The 18,763-nt window shown below is 47.6% G+C and carries 20 protein-coding genes; 18 read left to right on the top strand and 2 right to left on the bottom strand.

Annotated elements, in window-relative coordinates; translation table 11 throughout:
* The first annotated feature begins 45 nt into the window (after positions 1-45).
* The 10 genes from FIU99_RS21770 to FIU99_RS21815 all read left to right on the top strand — a co-directional run bounded on the left by FIU99_RS21770 (position 46) and on the right by FIU99_RS21815 (position 7,054).
* Positions 46-603 (top strand): HupE/UreJ family protein, encoded by a 558-nt coding sequence (locus FIU99_RS21770; protein WP_006961908.1) that lies wholly within the window; start codon positions 46-48, stop codon positions 601-603.
* Positions 604-612: 9 nt separating this feature from the next.
* Entirely contained in the window at positions 613-1,302 is a 690-nt protein-coding gene (locus tag FIU99_RS21775; protein ID WP_006961907.1) for an urease accessory protein UreF, read from the top strand.
* Between the two features lie 24 nt (positions 1,303-1,326).
* Positions 1,327-1,950: an urease accessory protein UreG gene (gene ureG, locus FIU99_RS21780; protein ID WP_006961906.1), complete on the top strand. Its 624-nt coding sequence runs from the start codon at positions 1,327-1,329 to the stop codon at positions 1,948-1,950.
* Between the two features lie 184 nt (positions 1,951-2,134).
* Positions 2,135-2,539: a hypothetical protein gene (locus FIU99_RS21785; RefSeq protein ID WP_006961905.1), complete on the top strand. Its 405-nt coding sequence runs from the start codon at positions 2,135-2,137 to the stop codon at positions 2,537-2,539.
* An 8-nt stretch (positions 2,540-2,547) separates the two neighbouring features.
* The gene (locus tag FIU99_RS21790) at positions 2,548-2,997 is read left to right on the top strand and encodes a GNAT family N-acetyltransferase (protein WP_006961904.1); all 450 of its coding nucleotides are present in this window, start codon (positions 2,548-2,550) and stop codon (positions 2,995-2,997) included.
* 32 nt (positions 2,998-3,029) lie between these two features.
* A complete protein-coding gene (locus FIU99_RS21795; protein ID WP_039952286.1) occupies positions 3,030-3,581 on the top strand; it encodes a GNAT family N-acetyltransferase in 552 nt (183 codons plus the stop codon).
* Positions 3,582-3,625: 44 nt separating this feature from the next.
* On the top strand, positions 3,626-4,141 hold the full coding sequence (locus FIU99_RS21800) for a GNAT family N-acetyltransferase (protein WP_080555948.1): 516 nt from the start codon (positions 3,626-3,628) through the stop codon (positions 4,139-4,141).
* Between the two features lie 47 nt (positions 4,142-4,188).
* Positions 4,189-4,557 (top strand): VOC family protein, encoded by a 369-nt coding sequence (locus FIU99_RS21805; RefSeq protein WP_006961901.1) that lies wholly within the window; start codon positions 4,189-4,191, stop codon positions 4,555-4,557.
* Positions 4,558-4,768: 211 nt separating this feature from the next.
* On the top strand, positions 4,769-6,304 hold the full coding sequence (locus FIU99_RS21810) for a methyl-accepting chemotaxis protein (protein ID WP_152472541.1): 1,536 nt from the start codon (positions 4,769-4,771) through the stop codon (positions 6,302-6,304).
* Positions 6,305-6,325: 21 nt separating this feature from the next.
* Complete coding sequence (locus FIU99_RS21815) at positions 6,326-7,054, top strand: transporter substrate-binding domain-containing protein (RefSeq protein WP_006961899.1); 729 nt, start codon at positions 6,326-6,328, stop codon at positions 7,052-7,054.
* A 46-nt stretch (positions 7,055-7,100) separates the two neighbouring features.
* Here the strand turns inward: FIU99_RS21815 and FIU99_RS21820 are convergent, their stop codons facing one another.
* On the bottom strand, positions 7,101-7,964 hold the full coding sequence (locus tag FIU99_RS21820) for a MurR/RpiR family transcriptional regulator (RefSeq protein WP_006961898.1): 864 nt from the start codon (positions 7,962-7,964) through the stop codon (positions 7,101-7,103).
* 77 nt (positions 7,965-8,041) lie between these two features.
* Positions 8,042-9,313, bottom strand: coding sequence for an amino acid deaminase (locus tag FIU99_RS21825; RefSeq protein ID WP_006961897.1), 1,272 nt, complete (start codon positions 9,311-9,313; stop codon positions 8,042-8,044).
* Between the two features lie 151 nt (positions 9,314-9,464).
* Between FIU99_RS21825 and FIU99_RS21830 the strand changes: the two genes are divergently transcribed.
* From FIU99_RS21830 to FIU99_RS21865, 8 genes are all read left to right on the top strand, one after another.
* Positions 9,465-10,925, top strand: coding sequence for an amidohydrolase family protein (locus FIU99_RS21830; protein ID WP_152472542.1), 1,461 nt, complete (start codon positions 9,465-9,467; stop codon positions 10,923-10,925).
* 61 nt (positions 10,926-10,986) lie between these two features.
* Positions 10,987-11,379 (top strand): RidA family protein, encoded by a 393-nt coding sequence (locus FIU99_RS21835; protein ID WP_006961895.1) that lies wholly within the window; start codon positions 10,987-10,989, stop codon positions 11,377-11,379.
* Positions 11,380-11,599: 220 nt separating this feature from the next.
* Positions 11,600-13,117: a sodium:solute symporter family protein gene (locus FIU99_RS21840; protein ID WP_019275236.1), complete on the top strand. Its 1,518-nt coding sequence runs from the start codon at positions 11,600-11,602 to the stop codon at positions 13,115-13,117.
* A gap of 61 nt (positions 13,118-13,178) precedes the next feature.
* Positions 13,179-14,123: a sugar kinase gene (locus FIU99_RS21845; protein WP_152472543.1), complete on the top strand. Its 945-nt coding sequence runs from the start codon at positions 13,179-13,181 to the stop codon at positions 14,121-14,123.
* Between the two features lie 18 nt (positions 14,124-14,141).
* Positions 14,142-14,771 carry a bifunctional 4-hydroxy-2-oxoglutarate aldolase/2-dehydro-3-deoxy-phosphogluconate aldolase gene (locus FIU99_RS21850; RefSeq protein WP_152472544.1) on the top strand — a complete coding sequence of 210 codons (630 nt, stop codon included), beginning with the start codon at positions 14,142-14,144 and terminating at the stop codon, positions 14,769-14,771.
* A 49-nt stretch (positions 14,772-14,820) separates the two neighbouring features.
* Complete coding sequence (locus FIU99_RS21855) at positions 14,821-17,271, top strand: beta-N-acetylhexosaminidase (protein WP_152472545.1); 2,451 nt, start codon at positions 14,821-14,823, stop codon at positions 17,269-17,271.
* Between the two features lie 77 nt (positions 17,272-17,348).
* Entirely contained in the window at positions 17,349-18,377 is a 1,029-nt protein-coding gene (locus tag FIU99_RS21860; protein WP_099608115.1) for a lactonase family protein, read from the top strand.
* 13 nt (positions 18,378-18,390) lie between these two features.
* Positions 18,391-18,756 (top strand): RidA family protein, encoded by a 366-nt coding sequence (locus FIU99_RS21865; RefSeq protein ID WP_152472546.1) that lies wholly within the window; start codon positions 18,391-18,393, stop codon positions 18,754-18,756.
* The last annotated feature ends 7 nt before the right edge of the window (positions 18,757-18,763 follow it).

The following is an 18,763-nucleotide window of genomic DNA, read 5'->3' on the forward strand; positions in this document are numbered from 1 at the left end:
CCAATAAAACGAATTACTTACTACAAAAACGACAAGGAAGTTATTATGAAAAAAACACTTACGTCAGTGCTGCCGCTGCTTCTGATTTCAACACCTGTTCTGGCTCATCCGGGGCACGATAGTCATTCTTTTTCTTCAGGCTTGACGCATCCCGTCACAGGCTTTGATCACCTTACTATGCTCGTTGCGTTTGGTATTTTGATTGCTTGTCTTCGCACGTCGGTTAAGCGCCAAATCGGCCTCGTAGCGGCCGCGTTAATGTCTTTGGTTGTGGGGCTGACAACAGGGCAGGTGATGGGCGGATTTTCTGCCATGGAGCTTGCTATTGGCGCTTCTCTGTTTGTGGTCAGTGGCGCTATCTGGCAAGCCTTTCACGCTTCTGAGAATGTGATGCGATTGGCTGTCACCTTATGTATTGGGCTGATTTTTTTCCACGGCTACGCCCATGGTGTGGAAGCGCAAGGTGCGGTGTCTGCGTTTGCTGCCGGCATGGTGGCCAGCGCAAGTGCATTGATTCTTTTAGGCATGCAGCTTGGCCGAGCAATGTTCAGCCCTTGGTTAGCGGCAGGGGTTGCTGGTGTCAGTGCATTGGTTTTGATCTAATTGAATAATATGGAGCCAACGAAAACGCAATCCGATTTAGCGCTATACCGACTTTTTCAGCTCATCAGCCCTTCCTTACCTATTGGCGGCTTTACCTACTCGCAAGGTCTGGAATGGGTCGTAGAAGCGGGGTGGGTCGACGGACGGCATGCGATGGAGGATTGGCTAGCGAACATGTTGCTTAATAGCGTGGCGACATTGGAGCTGCCCTTAATCGAGCAGTATATGCAGGCGCTTCGAGACGATGACATGGAGAAAATACGTCATTGCAGCGAGCTACTTTATTCCAGTCGGGAAACCCGTGAGCTAAGAGCTGAAGAGCGTCAGCGAGGTTTGGCACTGAAAACGCTGCTCAAGCAATTGGACATTGAGCATGCCTGCTTTATCGATGAAGAGTTGGAAATGAATCAGCTATTAGGGCTGTGTATTGCCGCGCAGCACTGGAACATTGATCCGCTGGCTTTGAAGCAAGGCTACCTGTGGAGCTGGGCTGAAAACTTGGTCATGGCAGGCGTGAAACTGGTGCCTTTAGGGCAAACTGACGGACAGCGCGTTTTGATTCACCTGAGTGAGTTGTTTCCTCAAGCGCTGTTGCAAGCCGAGCAGACGGAAGACTGGATGATAGGCAGCTTTACACCTTCGGTATCTATCGCAAGCAGCCTTCACGAAACGCAATACACGCGGCTGTTTCGCTCATAACGGAATTTAATCAGAGGTTTTAATATGGAAAGTTACAAACAACCACTGCGAGTGGGTATCGGCGGCCCAGTGGGGTCGGGTAAAACGGCGCTATTGGAAGTGCTATGTAAAGCGATTCGCGACAAGCTTAATATCGCTGTGGTTACCAACGATATCTACACACAGGAAGACGCTAAGATTCTCACCCGCGCGGAAGCACTCGAACCGGATCGAATTATTGGTGTTGAAACCGGAGGCTGCCCGCACACGGCAATTAGGGAAGATGCTTCCATGAACCTAGCTGCGGTTGAAGAGCTTGCAAAGCGACATAAGAATCTGGATGTCGTGTTTGTCGAAAGTGGTGGTGATAACCTCAGCGCGACGTTTAGCCCTGAATTGGCGGACTTAACTATCTACGTGATTGATGTCGCCGAAGGCGAGAAAATTCCACGAAAAGGCGGCCCGGGTATTACGCGTTCAGATTTATTGGTGATCAATAAAATCGACCTCGCACCTTATGTCGGTGCTTCATTGGAAGTGATGGAGCAAGATACGCAACGCATGCGCCCAACCAAGCCTTATGTATTCACTAACCTCAAAGAGAGCCATGGTCTGAATACCATCATCGACTTTATTGTCACACAAGGCATGCTCACTCCTCGCAAATAATTAGTTCAGTTCTTCCCCCAAGAACGTACTGCTCCTGTCGGGCACCTTAGTGTGCCCATTTTTATCGTTAAGACTTCCTACCTGAGGCACGTTTTTAATTCGACAAACTCGTGTTGTTGCATAGTGTCTGATAATGTCGCTTAACTTGAGCGTGTCAGTTAATCCATGTTGAGAGGAAGATGATTTGATCGAACTGGTCACCAGTGTGTCGCTTTGGGAGTTAGTGAAGCATGCCGGAACCTGGGTATCTAACCTGAAGCGTGCGAAGCAATCCCGAAAGCTGGAGTCAACCGCTGCGCTGCGTAAGGTGGTGGTTGCGAGTCGAAAAACTGCCATTTACATCAGAAAACAAAAGCAGAACCCTATTCGAGATATTGATACTGAAGGAGAGCTGTCATTGCTCTGGACAGAGCTGAGCTTCGAGTTGAAAGACCTTAAGCTAGATAAGCTGTCGGAGCGCTGTTTTATTAAAGGTAAACAATGGGAGAATCCAGAATTGGCGGATTTGCTCTTGTTAGACAAGAGTGACCACTCGTTGGAGAAGATAGAACGCATTGCGACACAATTGCTTGAAGAAATAGAAAAATAAGGAAACACATGGAGTTGATATTCAGATCGGCGACTGAGGATGATTTAGGCGCTCTCGTTGGTATGCTGGCCAACGATCCATTAGGTCAGCAGCGTGAAGATAAGACGCAATTCGATAAATACCAGACGGCTTTCGCTGAGATTAACCGAGACCCAAACAATGAACTGATCGTTGCCGTGTTTGAGCAACGGGTGGTTGGAATGCTACAACTGACATACATTCCGTACTTAACGCATCAGGGAAGCTGGCGTTGCTTGATTGAAGGGGTACGAGTGGATGAAAACTTTCGCGGTCAGGGACTAGGTGAGTGTTTGTTTCAGCATGCCATCGAACTTGCGAAGCAAAGAGGTTGCTCTATGGTGCAACTGACTAGCGATAAACAGAGACCCGATGCGCTGCGTTTTTACGAAAAACTGGGCTTTCTACCCAGCCATGAGGGCTTCAAACTGAAGCTGTAATCGATTTACTTTTGAAGAATACTCAGATGCAGATATCTATTGTTCAAGCTGAGCAGAGTGATTTACCTCAGTTTTTTGTTTACCTTGAAAATCAACTTGCGGAAAATGGTGTCGATGGCACACCACTTTTTCAGCCACTATCACGTACAAACAGGGCCATTCCGACTCAAACACAGCAAAAGTTTATAGACGGGGTGAGCGTTGAGTTTTCTGACGTTGCATGGAGACAACTCTGGTTAGCGAAAGACGTACAGGGTAAGATTTGTGGCCACATTGACCTTCGACATCATATGGAAGATTATTGCTCTCATCGCGTTTGGCTAGGGATGGGCGTAGAGCGGGAGTGCCGGAAAATGGGATTAGGCAGTCGGCTAATCCAAACCGTGATCGAGTTTTGTCAACGCAATGAGCAGATCGTCTGGCTCGACTTAAATGTGTTATCAGTCAATCTTGCCGCTAAAAATCTTTATCTCAAACATGGATTTCGAATTGTTGGGGAAATGACAGATTATTATCGAGTTGATGATGAGTCTGTTTCTGAACTCACTATGACGATCAATACTCAGGTAGAGCTTTGCTATTGATATTTTAAAGCTTGTCATTTTTACACTGTAAACCAAGGCATGCAATGCAACCCAATATAGAAACAAACAGATTAGTCCTAAGACCCTTTCGTTTATCAGACAGCGAGAGAGTGGCCCATTTAGCGGGAGAAAAGGTTATCGCGGAGATGACGGCGAATATACCTCACCCGTACGAATCGAATATGGCCGTGGAGTGGATCAAGACACATATTCATCATTTTAGCGAGAAAACGGCGGTTGTTTTTGCCATCACAATTAAAGGTTGTGACGACATCATTGGCGCCGTCAGCCTTCCAACACTGAAAGAAGGTGTTGGCATTCTTGGTTATTGGTTAGGGACACCCTATTGGGGGAAAGGCATCGCGTTTGAAGCATCCCAAGCCTTAATTGAGTATGCCAAACAGCACCTGAATCTGGTCGAGATTGAAGTTCAGCATTTGGTGCACAACCAGCGTTCAAAGTCAGTAATTGAAAAACTGGGGATTAAGTATCAGGAAGACCGGACGGTTGAGGTACACGGTGAAAAACGTGAGGTTTGTGTATACCGTTCATTGGTATAGCACAGCCATTGTATTGAGTTAGGGTACAACTAGATAAGGAGGGTTTCATGATTAGCCATATTGATCACATTGTTCTTACCGTTTCGGATATTAAAGCTTCGGTTGAGTTTTATCGCCGTGTATTAAAAATGGAAGAGGTAACTTTTGCTGGTGGTCGTAAAGCATTGAGGTTCGGTAATCAGAAAATCAATCTTCAGCTCTTAGGTCAGGAACCCCGTAATCATGCTCAGGTCGGCTCAGGTGATCTGTGCTTAATCACACACTGGTCACTGGAAGATGTGATTACTCACTTACAGCAGCAAAATATTAGGATTGTTGAGGGACCAGTCGAAAAATCGGGCGCGACTGGAGCTATTAGCTCGGTCTACTTTCTCGACCCGGATAGTAACCTGATTGAAGTCAGTGTCTACCCATAAGTTACCGATCATATGAACTCCACAATTGACGTGTAAGTCTAGGCATAATCAGACTTCTAATCGCTTCCTTCCTAATTCCACACTTTTTATAAGGTGGAGTGCCATAAACTCACTTTGGTGTGATGTTTGTCTCATTTTTATTTCAATTTGATAATTGATTAATCACTTACTACTTTTTTAGATAACTGCCGAAAATCAGAAGGGGCAAGTTTTGAAAAGATTAAAGGTAGTATTTTTGGCCCAAGTAATCGTGGCATTGACGCTGGTATTACTGGTCTCAGCATTTATTAAATATCAGAATTTTAAAGATAATTTACATCAAGAGCTGTTGGTTAACGTGCAAAATACCAGCCAGAGGATGTCGATCAGTTTGCCCAAAGCCGTTTGGGATTTTGATTTAGACACAGCCAAGGTTGCTATGGCTGCTGAACTCGATCTCGCTGAAATATCCGCGATTCAGTTAATTGACGCGCAGGAAAGTGAATTATTGTTTTTGACTCAGACTGGGGAAGGGGACGAGAAACAACTGGTTGATGTGACAAACAAAGACGCCTATCTAGCTGAAAACAGCATGACTACAGAGCTGACGTTTGTCGATTATGGTGAAGAAAACAAGGTCGGTAAAGTAGTCGTTTATTTTGATACTCATGCGATGGATGCCAAGCTGGCAGACTCATTGCGGACGAATATCATTGAGTTAATCGTTCTCGACATCATCATTTCTATCGTCATTATCGTTGTGTTGTCGATGACTGTACTAAGGCCGATTTCTGAACTGACTGATGTTATAAAAGATTTAGCTTCAGGAGATGGTGATTTAACCAACAAACTTGCTCCGGCGAAATATCGAGAGTTCGACGAAATCACTAACGGCATCAATAGCTTTACCGAGTCGTTGAGAGTCATTGTTCAGGACGTAAATCAATCCTCTGAAGCTTTGGGTGAGAAAGCACAGGCGAATGGCGCAACAGCGCGAACCAATGCTGAGAAACTAGAATCCCAAAAGCAGCAGCTCACCACAGTGGCAGCTGCCGCTACCGAGCTGAATCAATCGGTATCAACGGTGGCTGATACTGCCTCAGAAACGGCTGATCAGGCTCAAACCGCCACAGGTCTGGCATCGAGCGTTAATGATGCCATTGAAAGTTCTGCGAACGATATCATCAATATGCGTGAAGAGATGAACCACGTGAATGCAGAGATGCACATATTGATTGAAGAAGGCGAGAAAATCACCACTGTACTGAACGTGATTAATGATATTTCAGAGCAAACCAACCTACTGGCGCTCAATGCCGCTATTGAGGCTGCTCGAGCAGGTGAGCAAGGTAGAGGCTTCGCAGTCGTGGCCGATGAAGTGCGTAACCTTGCTGTGAAGACCAGCGAGTCGACAGAGCAGATTCAGAAAAATATTACCGCGCTCGGAGTAGCAACCAAATCCGTTGAAGATGAACTTACCCGTATTGCGACCCTGTTAGAGGCGACGGCATCGCGCGTCAGTGAATCTCAAGCTTCAGTTGGAGAGGTGCAGTCCTTAATCACCATTATTTCAGACCGCAGTGGCCAAATTTCTCAGGCAACGGATGAGCAAAGGATGGCAGTTGAGGAAATCAGTCAAGCGATAGTAGAAGCATCGGAAGCAACCAACGAAGTGTCTTCAGGTGCGACACAAAATGCACAAAGGACACAAGAAGTGCTGGGCTTAAGCCAGAGTATCGCCAGTCATATGGCGAAATTCCGCACTTAGGTAATTCATAGAGGATATGTTATGAGAAATTTCGTACTACTGGCTTTCACGGCCCTATTTTCAATCACTGGTTATACTGCCACGATTACGGCTGCACAGGACCCTTGGGCACCTTTTGTGCAAAAAGATAGCGCCAATCCCGGGGTGTCAGTTGAAATTATTACTGAAGCTTTCAAATCTCAAGGTCATGACGTGGACTTTAAGATCATGCCTTGGACGCGCGCATTGAATGAAGTGAAAGGTGGCCGTGTCGATGTGTTAGTTGCCACATGGTTCACGAACGAAAGAACGTCTTATCTGAATTACAGCGAGCCTTATCTAGAGAACTCACTGAAATTCATTAAGCGAAAAGGTGACGGATTCGAGTACAACGGAATGGACAGTTTATCTGGCAAAACTGTTGGTATCATTCGTAACTACGGCTATGGCGATGATTTTCTTGGCGCTTCTAACTTTAAAAAGCCAGAAGCGAATGATTTAGTGGCGAATGCTAAAAAATTGATGGCGAAACGAATCGATCTGACGTTGGAAGATGAACTCGTCGCGAAGTCGACCTTGTCAGGTGCAGGCATGAATCTCGATGATTTTGAGTTTACCAGTAACGCCCTTTCTGTGAATCCGCTGCATGTTACATCAGGTTTGGCTAACCCAAACAATGCGGAGTACATAGATGCTTTCAATAAGGGGTTGGCGGAAATTAAGTCTAACGGTACGTTTGATAAGATTCTGGCGAAGTATGGGATTAAATAACGTTTAGCGAACAAAAAACCTCAGCATTTGCTGAGGTTTTTTTGTTTTAGTCGCCGAGAGGTTGTCTATCAAGGCCGCCACGGTAAGAATCAAGCGCCAGTTTTAGGCGGCGCAGTTTGTCTCGTGAGCGGCGTTTATGATTGACAGCCAAAGCCATAGAAATCACATCAACCAGTGCCAGCATGGCGTAGCGTGATGCTGAAGGTTTGTAGATAAAGTCAGTTTCTTTGTGCTCGATAGGGAGCGTCAGATCGGCAATCTCGGACAGTGGCGAGTCAGCGGGTGTAATCGCAATGACTTTGACGCCATATTCTTTGGCCAGTTCTGCCGTTTCAATGATGGTTGGCGTGTAGCCTGTTGCTGAGAGCATCACCAACACATCGTTATTATCTGCGGTGGCGGCAATCATACGTGATAGCAGGCCGTCATTGTAAGCAACTACAGGGTAGCCTAACCGAAACAGCCTGTGCTGCATCTCCTGCGACGCAATTGTAGATCCACCGCCCATACCAATGGTGATCACTTGGCGTGCGTTGTGCAGCCAGCCGACCGCAGTGTCGATATCCTGCTCATTGATTAGGTTGCGGTTGACGTCCAGTGATTGCTTGATCGACTCGTAAATACCTTGATAACCACTTTGATCCGGCGGCTCAAGAATAAAGCGTTGTCCGACGGTCAGAGTCTGAGCCAGCTTGATCTTCATATCACGAACATTTTTGCAGCCCACTGCTTTGGCAAAGCGGGTGATGGTCGCTTCACTGACTTGTGCATTTTCTGCCAATTCTGTAATGCTGGCATTGGCTGCGCTCTGGATATCATCCATGATCAGTTTGGCGACTTTTTTTTCAGCGTCACGAAGGGCGCTAAATCGTTCTGTAATTCGAGAAATAATATCGACTTCTAAGCTCAAAACGTCTTCCTGTCCAATGATGGCGGCGAGTCAGTTGGCCGCCATTTGATTTGTGCCACAGTATACCTGAAATAGGGTTAAAAGCGTGTGTTGACCCAATGTGTCACGTTGAACTCATCATCACACACCGCAATAGCACGCCACTTGTCGAACGTCAGGCATGGGTGAGAAGTAGAAAAGGCAATCACGTCACCCACGTCCAGTTCACTGCTGGCGTCGACTTCGATAAAGGCATGCTGATCCATAACTGCGGTTGTTACCGCGCCTGAAACCGAAATTGCTTGCCCATCGCGATAGGCACGTTCAGGAATCGGCAAGCCAGCGTCAAAAGCGACATCCCGTTTGCCAATGCCTGCCACTAGTTTGGTCGGCTCAGGTCGGGAAATGACGTACGCCCACACTTCAAGCGCAGATTCAAGATCTCCGCCCAGCTCGCAGGCCATGCCCTGATTGGTTTGGGCGCGTTGCATGACTTTGTTTTGAGCATCGAGGTAGATACCGGTGTCGTGGATGACGTAGCACCCCGGGCGAATTATGGCATCAAACTCCTTAAGGTGGGAAAAGCACTCGGATACCACGTCATACCAAGCGGAGCCTGCGCCAGTGACCAGAGGTTTACCATCGATCAGAAGGTCTTGCTGCAACTGTTTGGTGAGATGAAGAGTCTGGCCTAGAAAATCTCGAATGTCCTGCTCGGCATTGTCTCCGTGAATCACGCCTTCATAGACTTCAATACCACGCAGGGAAAGATGTGACTGTTGGTGAATCAACTGAGCGAGCTCGGCAACTTGCTGCTGACTGCGACAGCCACATCGGCCTCCTTCTACGCCAAATTCAATCAGCACATTGAGTTGTTGCTCATGCTCTGAAAAGAAGGCTTCTAGTGCCAGCACATTGCGCGTGGAGTCCACACAGCAGTAGAAGTTGACATCGTTGTTTTGTAGCAAGCTACCGATCACGGCCATGTTGGCTTTACCCACCAATTGATTAGCCATGATGACATTCTTTGCGCCCGCTGCAACGGCGATTTCTGCTTGAGCCGGTGTCGCCACGGTAATGCCCCAAGCACCATTGTTGAGCTGCTGAGAGAAGAAATCCGGTGTCATGGTGGTTTTCCCATGTGGGCACAACTTGACTCCGTGCTGCAATGCAAAGTCTTTCATCCAATCGATATTATTTTGCAGTGAAGAGGCTTTGATCACTGCTGCAGGCAGAGTGATCTCTTCGTTGACCAAACTGTGTAAACCGTCGTCATTGCAGGCGACGGGCTGGGCTTTTTCGCCGTAACCTGGCGTTACCATTTCTTGTTTTTGATAGTTTTTATCACACTTTTGATTATCCGTTATCATGGGGAGCTCACTTCTAACATGACTTAAGTTATTGATATTTAATGTTTGATGTTGTCAAGAATAAATTAAATGTTAGAAACTATCAAACAAATTGAGATTGTTTGTGTGTTTTGTCACTGATTCTAGTGTGTGAATTATTAATATGGAGGTTATGAAAACGACGGACGAAGAGAGTGAAAAGTTGTTCGATACCATTATCAAAAGTGTAGAAGTCTTTGACGGTACGGGCGCCAAGCCATTTATTGCCGATGTGGCTATTCGTCAGGATCGAATTGAACAAGTCGGTCAGCTCGATAGCACTACGGCTCGCAGTGTCGTCGATGGTTCAGGCCTTGCTCTGGCTCCGGGGTTTATTGATGTCCATACCCATGATGATACCAATGTGATTCGCTACCCGGACTGCTTGCCAAAGATCAGCCAAGGTGTAACGACGGTGATCGTTGGCAATTGTGGTATTAGTGCGAGCCCGACCGTGTTGGCAGATGATCCACCTGACCCAATGAATTTGTTGGGTAAGCAAGAAGACTTTGAGTATCCGACTTTCGCCACTTATGCCAAGGCAGTGCAAGATGCTCACCCAGCGGTCAACGTTGCTGCCTTGGTTGGCCATACGACATTGCGTAACAACGTGATGGATGATTTGCAGCGCACCGCAACCGATAGCGAAATTGCTCAGATGCGTGCTGCGTTAGATCAGGCAATGGCAGAAGGAGCACTCGGTCTGAGCTCAGGTCTGGCATATGCCAGCGCCAAAGAATCTACTGCAGATGAAGTGATGAGATTGGCTCAGATTCTCGGTCAGCATGGCGGTATTTACACCACACATATGCGTACTGAGTTTGAAGAAATTCTCAGTGCGATGGAAGAAGCGTTCGAGACAGGTCAGTACGCTAAAGTGCCAGTGGTTATCTCCCACCTTAAGTGTGCCGGAGCTGGGAACTGGGGTCGTACTGTTGAGGTACTGGATTTGATGGACAAGGTATCTCAGCAGCAAGATGTGTCTTGCGATTGTTATCCGTATTCTGCCAGCTCTTCCACGTTGGATCTCAAACAGGTGACTGATGAGATTGATATTTTCATTACCTGGTCTGAAGCCAAGCCCGAGCATGCGGGGAAAATGCTGAAAGACATTGCTGACGAAATGGCGTTGCCGTTACTTGAAGCCGCTAAAGCGATTCAACCAGCAGGTGCGGTTTATCACTGCATGGATGAAGAGGATGTTAAACGTGTCCTTAAGTACAAGCTGACTATGGTCGGTTCGGATGGTTTGCCAAACGATCCGCACCCGCACCCAAGGTTGTGGGGCACGTTCCCTAAAGTTCTTGGCCATTATTGCCGTGAAGAAGCTTTGTTTTCGCTAGCGGAAGCGATCCACAAAATGACAGGCATGTCGGCACGCCGATATAACCTAAAAAATCGCGGGGAAATAAAACCAGGCGCATTTGCCGATTTGGTTTTATTTAACCCTGACACGATAAAAGATACCGCTACATTTGAAAATCCTATTTCAGTAGCAGAAGGAATAGAATCGGTATTTGTTAATGGTGAACTGTCTTATTTAAAAGGCGAAGTCACTGAGAATAGAAACGGTGTATTTATTTATAGAAATTAAATACCTGAAAACAAGCTAAATATATAAATCAGAAGTAATAGATTTAAAACTGGAGAATATTATGTCAATTAAACGATATGGTGTAGAAGGCGGTGTCGGTACTGGTGGTCAACATCTACCATTTGCCCGTGCAACAGAAGCTGGCGGTTTCCTTTACGTTTCAGGCCAGACACCTATGGTTGATGGCGAAGTGGTTGAAGGTGGTATCGTTGACCAGTCACGTCTAGCGATTCAGAACTGTGTCGATATCATGGAAGAAGCGGGCTATGGCCTAGAAGACGTTGTACACGTGAAGGTCGTGCTGACGGACTCGCGTTACTTCCAGTCTTTTAACAAAGTATTTAAAGAGTTCTTCGGTGCAAATCCTCCAGCACGCATCTGTATGGTGTGTGATTTGGTGGTAGATGTGAAAGTCGAAGTAGATGTGACTTGTTATCGCGAAGACCGCCGATAAACGTCACAAAACTCTATTAAGAGTGCCGGGAAATATTTGTTCCCTGTTAATATATTCTCGGCACTCTCTCCCTACAAATATAATTCTAATTCGCAGTGCTAATAATTGCATTTAATAAGCAAATAAAATAACAAGTTAATAATTGTATTTATTATTCTTAATTAAAGCTGCTGGAATTATATCACTCTGAAAGATGGACTTTGATATTGAGAGGTGTTCAATGAATAGCACACTTTTTCTTACCGGTTTCGGCGCATATGTCGTATTTCTGATTTGGTTAGGATGGTTTGTTTCCCGTAACCAAAAATCAGGTGAAGACTTTTTGTTAGGCGGACGCGGCTTACCTCTGTTTTTAGTATTAGGTACTACCGTTGCCACTATGGTGGGTACTGGCTCAAGTATGGGGGCTGTTGGTTTTGGTTACGCTAACGGCTGGGCGGGTGCGCTCTATGGTATCGGTGGTGCGATTGGTATTTTGTTACTGGCACTCTGGTTTGCGCCAGTGCGTAAACTGAACTTCATGACCATGAGTGAAGAGTTGGCTTATTACGTGGGTGCAAATCGCATCGTCAAGAACGTTGTTGGTCTGCTGATCTTCATCGCTTCAATCGGCTGGCTTGGCGCTCACATCTTGGGTGGCGGTATGTATCTAGCGTGGATCGCGGATATTGACCTTAACACCGCTAAGATCATCATCGCTGCTGCCTTTACCATTTATGTTGTGATCGGTGGTTACACCGCTGTGGTATGGACCGACACTATTCAGGCAATCATTTTGTTTGTTGGCTTTATCCTGATGGCGGTGCTGTCTGTACAACACATTGGTGGTCTTGAGAACCTGTATTCAGCAATGGACCCTGCAGCGACCAGCTTCCTAGCGATTGAAAAGCTTGGCGTGGTGCCAGCGCTATCACTGGCTGTAGTAATTGGTGTCGGCGTACTGGCAACACCATCGTTCCGTCAGCGTATCTACTCGGGTAAAGATGTGCCGACTATCCGTCGTTCATTCGTCGGCTCAGGCATTCTGTACTTATTCTTCTCAATCATCCCAGCTGTGATTGGTATGGCCGCTCACGCGATTGACCCGACGCTGGATAATCCGAACTTCTCCTTCCCTTACGTGGCAGCAACCGTGCTTCCTGTTGGTGTTGGCCTGATTGTTCTGATTGCGGGTTTGTCTGCGACCATGTCAAGTGCAAGTTCGGACGCGATTGCGGGTGTCTCTATCCTGCTGCGCGATGTCTATGTAATGTTCACGGGTCGGGTGCCAAACAAAGAGTCAATGCTGAACTACTCTCGTCTGGCATTGGTGATCGTAATTGGTTTCGCTCTGCTGTTTGCCCTGACCTCGAACGACATCATTGGCTACATCACTAAGATGATCTCTACCGTCATGTCGGGCATGTTTGTGTGCGGTATGTTGGGTCGCTTCTGGAAGCGTTACAACTGGCAGGGGGCACTAGCAACATTAATTGGTGCTTCGGTAGCGTCTTTCACTGTGATGCTAAGCGCTGACCTAACCGCTTACTGGGGTAACCCTGTGATCCCTTCTTGTGCAGTTGCATTGTTTGCTGGTGTGGTTGTTAGCCTGATGACACCAGCGAATAAGGTATCTCCAGAAATGGCACGTGCGATTCTTGATGACGAGCGCGCTCTGATGGAAATGGAACTGTCAGAAAACGGCGTACTACAAAACGACGAGTCTCTACAAAACCGCAAAGCAGCGGAAAGTGCCTAATCCTTTCTAAACGGCGGCGGTCTGTTCTGACCGCTGCCTCTAATTCACAGGTCGAGTATTCATGACACAAGTTTCTCAACCCCATATCGCCTTTTTCGGGGAGTGCATGATTGAGCTGAGCGGCGAACCTCTTCGCAAAGGGTTTGGCGGCGATACGCTCAATACTGCTTTGTATCTGGCGCGCTTAACCGCGCAAGCTGGATTATCGGTTTCGTACGCCACCGGGCTGGGTGAAGACAAGTTATCTCAGCAGCTGTTATCGGCTTGGCAGCAAGAGGGCATTCAAACCCATTTGGTGGAATGCTTTGCAAACAAATTGCCTGGTTTGTACATGGTGGAAACTGATGCAACGGGCGAACGCAGTTTTATGTACTGGCGCGATAGCGCTGCCGTGAAAGGCTATTTAGCGACTGAGTCTGCCAATAAACTTGAACAGGCGATGATGCGGGAAGAGGTGCAATACGTGTATCTCAGTGGTATCAGCCTCGCCATTCTTGATGACGCAAGTAAAGAACGCCTAATTCAGGAGTTAAAGGGCTTTGCTCTGCGTGGTGGCAAAGTCATCTTCGATAACAACTTCCGCCCTCAACTGTGGAGCGCGGAACAGGCAAGGCATTGGTATGGCCTGCTATTGCCATTGGTTGATATTGCTCTCATCACGGAAGACGACGATCAGTGTGTCTGGGGCGACGAAGAAAGTGTCGAGCAACGTTGTCAGCGTTTTGGTTGCAGAGAAGTGGTGATCAAGCGAGGCAGTGAGCCTTGCCAGATTATCCGTTTTGATGCAGCGCAGCCTGAGCGTTGTACGGTCGGCGCTGAACGTGTCACTCATGTTGTCGATACTTGTGCCGCTGGCGACTCTTTTGCCGCGGGCTATCTTGCAGGCCGGTTAACGGGTCTAACGCCCGAATCTTCTGCAACGCTAGGCCATCAGCTGGCCGCGACTGTTATTCAATATTCTGGCGCCATCATTCCTCGTGAAGCGATGGCCCATCTGACTCAATAAAATTTTTTGGTAAGCAACATGACTATCGAAATGATCAACAAACTTAAACAATTCAAAGTAATTCCAGTGATTCAAATCAACAGCGTTGAGCAAGCCATTCCGCTTGCCAAAGTGTTAGTTGAAAACGGCCTGCCAGTGGCGGAAGTAACCTTCAGAACTGAAGCGGCCGCAGAGGCGATCAAAGCTATGCGCGAAGCTTACCCTGAAATGTGCATCGGCGCGGGCACGGTGCTCAACGCAGAACAAATCGAACAAGCGCAACAAGCTGGCGCAGAATTTGTCGTAGCACCGGGTCTTAATCCTAATACGGTACGTCGCTGTCAGGAAGTTGGCATGCCAATCGTACCGGGTGTTAACAGCCCGAGTCAGGTTGAGCAAGCGTTAGAACTTGGTCTGAATTTCCTTAAGTTCTTCCCAGCAGAAGCGTCTGGCGGTGTCGCGATGGTTAAGTCGTTACTGGCGCCGTATGTGGATGTCAGCCTGATGCCAACAGGTGGGATCGGAAAGGGTAATGTGAACGACTACCTAGCGATCGAGCGCGTTGTTTGTTGTGGTGGCACCTGGATGGTCGCACCAAAGCTGATTGAGAACGAACAATGGGAAGAAATTGGTCAACTGGTTCGTGAAGCAGTCGCGCACGTAGCGTGATATGAATCGAAAACAATAACGAATAAAAGCAAACAGTGGGTGAATACGGATGAAGAAAGCTACATTAGCACTGGTTATCTCTGGTTTAATGGCGGCCCCTATGACAATGGCTATGGCTCCAAACACAGACCTTAATCTGATGCCTTATCCACAAACAGTGGAATTGGGCGAGGGCAAGGTCGCAATCGACAAATCTTTCAGCATTTACATCAAAGGCTATGATTCTGAACGTGTTCAGTTCAACGCCAAACGAACGGTGGATCGCCTCTATCGTCAGACGGGTTTGCCAATGCTCCACTGGCAGGCTGAGTCGGAAGACAAGGCTACCTTGGTAATTGATATCAGTAAGGCACCGAAAGATGAAGTACAAAACGTTGAGAGTGATGAGTCTTATCAGCTGTCGATCAAAGATGGCCAAATCCGTATTGACTCCGAGCGCCCATACGGCGCTTTGCATGGTCTGGAGACGTTTCTACAACTGGTGACCACAGACGCTTCCGGTTACTTTGTACCGAATGTAGAGATCGAGGATGAACCGCGTTTCAAATGGCGTGGTGTCTCTTATGATACTGCGCGTCATTTTATTGAATTGGACGTGATTCTGCGTCAACTTGATGCAATGGCATCCGCGAAGATGAACGTCTTCCACTGGCATATCTGGGATGACCAAGGGATTCGCATTCAGCTCGATAACTACCAGAAACTGTGGCAAGAGACGGCTGATGGTGATTACTACACCAAAGACGAAATCCGTTATGTGGTGAATTACGCGCGCAATCTTGGTATTCGTGTCATTCCTGAAATTTCCCTGCCGGGTCATGCTTCTGCTGTCGCGCATGCCTATCCTGAACTCATGTCTGGCCTTGGTGAGCAATCCTACCCGCAGCAACGTGGCTGGGGTGTGTTTGAACCTCTGATGGATCCAACTAACCCAGAGCTGTACAAGATGTTGGCCAGTGTATTCGATGAAGTGGTTGAACTGTTCCCAGACGAGTATTTCCACATCGGTGGTGATGAGCCGGATTATAAACAGTGGCAAGAAAACCCACGCATCCAGCAGTTTATCGCTGACAACGAGCTGGATGGTGAGCGTGGCCTGCAATCTTACCTCAACACCAAAGTTGAAAAGATGCTTGAACAGCGTGGTAAGAAGATGACGGGCTGGGATGAGATCTGGCATAAAGATCTGCCTACATCGATTGTCATCCAGAGCTGGCGTGGTCACGACAGCATTGGTCGCGCGGCGAAGCAGGGCTATCAGGGTGTGCTTTCGACCGGCTACTATCTGGATCAACCACAACCGACCAGCTACCACTATCGCAATGACCCAATGCCAAGCGGCATCACCGTTGACGACAAGTTACATCAAGGTGAAAAGTTTGCCACCTACGACTGGGTTAAACCACGCAATAAGGGCGGTCCGCGTAAGGGTAACCTGACCATTATTGAAGCGGCAGACGGTTCATTCAGAGCCTTTACCGACTACAACGGCAAATCACGTCAGGAAGTGCATATTCTAGAATACGTCCCGGGTGTGAAATTCCGTGGTCACTTCGATAACTTTATGTCGTACACCGAGTTCAACTATGAGTTTGCAGGCGGCAAGCTTAAAGAGGGCAGCTACCAGTTGATTGGTAACGTGCGCTGGCCTGCAACGGGTGAGCTAGTGGCAAGTAGCGACGTGAAAGGCAGCGTGATTCCTGCTCCAAACGGTGGCTATCCAGCAGTACTAGAAGGTGATGAGAAGGATCTGATTTTAGGTGGTGAGATTACCGTCTGGGGTGAGAATCTGGATTCAACCACCATCGAACATCGACTGTGGCCTCGTAGCTATGCGATTGCAGAGCGCCTTTGGTCTAGTCAGGAGTTGACCGATGAGCGCAGCATGTATCAGCGCATGAAAGTGATGGACACTTGGTCTGAAATCTCGCTGGGCCTTCGTCATCACGCGGATGCCAACATGATGCTCAAGCGTCTGGCGAATAGTGCTGATGTTGCACCGTTGCAAACGTTGTCGAACTACATCGAACCCGCGCAGTACTACGCACGTCATTGGGAGAAGTGGATCTCCACACCAAACAAAGGTGACTTGTACAACAAGTACGAGCGTCTAAATCGTTTTGCGGATGCGCTACCGATGGAAAGCCTCACGGTGTACGAGATGAACGATTTGGTTGAAGCGTTCGCCAAAGGGGACACTCTTGCACTGGATAAGTTGGCACTTCATTACCAGACTGCCAAGCTTGCGGCGCAGCAGGCAAAACCGATTTTTGCTGCCAATGTGGCATCAGTGGATACCGTGGTGGTGTCAGACGCGACAGTGCGAGTTTCTGAGTTAGCTCTGACTTTGATAGAAGCAGCAAAGCAAGGACAAACACTGCGTGCGAGTGATGTGGCTGAATATCAACGCATCATCGATGATAACGCCATTATTCTTGATGAAACCATTGTGGCGATTGTCAAACCGACCGAGATGTTACTTCACAAACTGGCCAACTAATTGACTTTTGGCATTGCCGTCAACGTGTGTTGGCGGCAATGTATTAAGAATCTAATGTTTTATTTATCTGGTCAATAATGAAAGCAAGTAATCACTTACATTTTTATGTTGGTACCTATACCGACGATCCAAGTCAGAGCCAAGGCATTGCTCAAGTGAGTCTAAACACCTCTTCGGGGGAACTGACACGACTTGATGATGCCATGGTGATACGCAATCCCTCTTACCTCACTCATACTTCCTCTGGTCTTTATACATTTTCTGAAGTTTGCCGTACCGACAGCGCTGCTTTGGTGTTTCAGTCGGATGCTCGTTCTGGCGTGTTGGCCATTGAAGGTGACTACCCTTGTCATATTGATGTGGATTGCCAGCAGCGATATGTGGCGGTGGCCAATTATGGTTCCGGAAATGTGAATGTCTACGTGCTGGATGGCGATGGAAAGCCGCTCAAACTCGTCGCGGACCTGTTTGTGGATGGTAAAGGCGCTAACAGTGAGCGTCAGCAATCGCCGCATGCTCATCAGGTGCAGTTTTTAAATCACACACCTCAGTTGGCTGTGGTCGATTTGGGTAGTGATTCGCTGCATCTCTATGACATTGATACACAAAGTGACCAGTTCCAACTTCATCAAACCATCTCACTGCCCCCCGGCTGTGGCCCTAGGCATCTGGTGATGAATGGCGATGAAGACATGGCTTACGTTGTATGCGAGCTAGCGGAAACGCTGATTACGCTGACTAAGGAAGGTAACCACTGGCGTATGGTAGACCAGTGCGACTTGCTGCCCGGCCAGCCAAAAGGAGAGGCCGCCGCAGCGATCAAGCTGTCTTGTGATGAGCGCTTTATCTACGTTTCTTGTCGTCAGCAGAATGCGATTAGTATTTTCGAGCTGGTAGATGGGTTACCTTCGTGGTTAGCGGCGCAAGATTGTCAGGGCCAGTTTCCGCGGGACTTTACGCTATCATCTGATGGCAACTGGCTAATTGTCGCCAATCAACATTCTAATAATCTCGCTAGCTACCTACGTTGCCAATCAACAGGTCTCCTGAGTCCGGCAAATTACCAGTGCCAAATTGATGCACCTGTTTGTCTGATTGAGCACTAATATTGAGAATCAAATGAAACAAGTACACCGAATTAACCCGACCAAACGTTGGTCTGACGTGACCGTATTTAACGGCATCGCGCATTTTGTCGAAGTGGCAGAGGGTGATACCTCTGCTGACATGCAAGGTCAGGTTCAGCAGATCTTCGCTCAGGCAGAGAAGATGCTCAGCAGCGTCGACAGTGATAAGTCCCGCATCTTATCAGTCACCATATATGTAACTGATTTTGCTTATTTTGATGCGTTAAACCAAGAGTGGGATAACTGGTTTCCGCCAGGAGCAGCACCGAGCCGTGCATGTGTAAAAGTCGAACTGGCAAATCCCGATCTCTTGGTCGAAATGGCGTTTGTTGCTGCGGCTGGAGAACGCTTTCAGTAGCTTTTCG

It is taken from the genome of Vibrio sp. THAF64 (assembly GCF_009363455.1).
Taxonomy (GTDB): Bacteria; Pseudomonadota; Gammaproteobacteria; order Enterobacterales; family Vibrionaceae; genus Vibrio; species Vibrio coralliilyticus.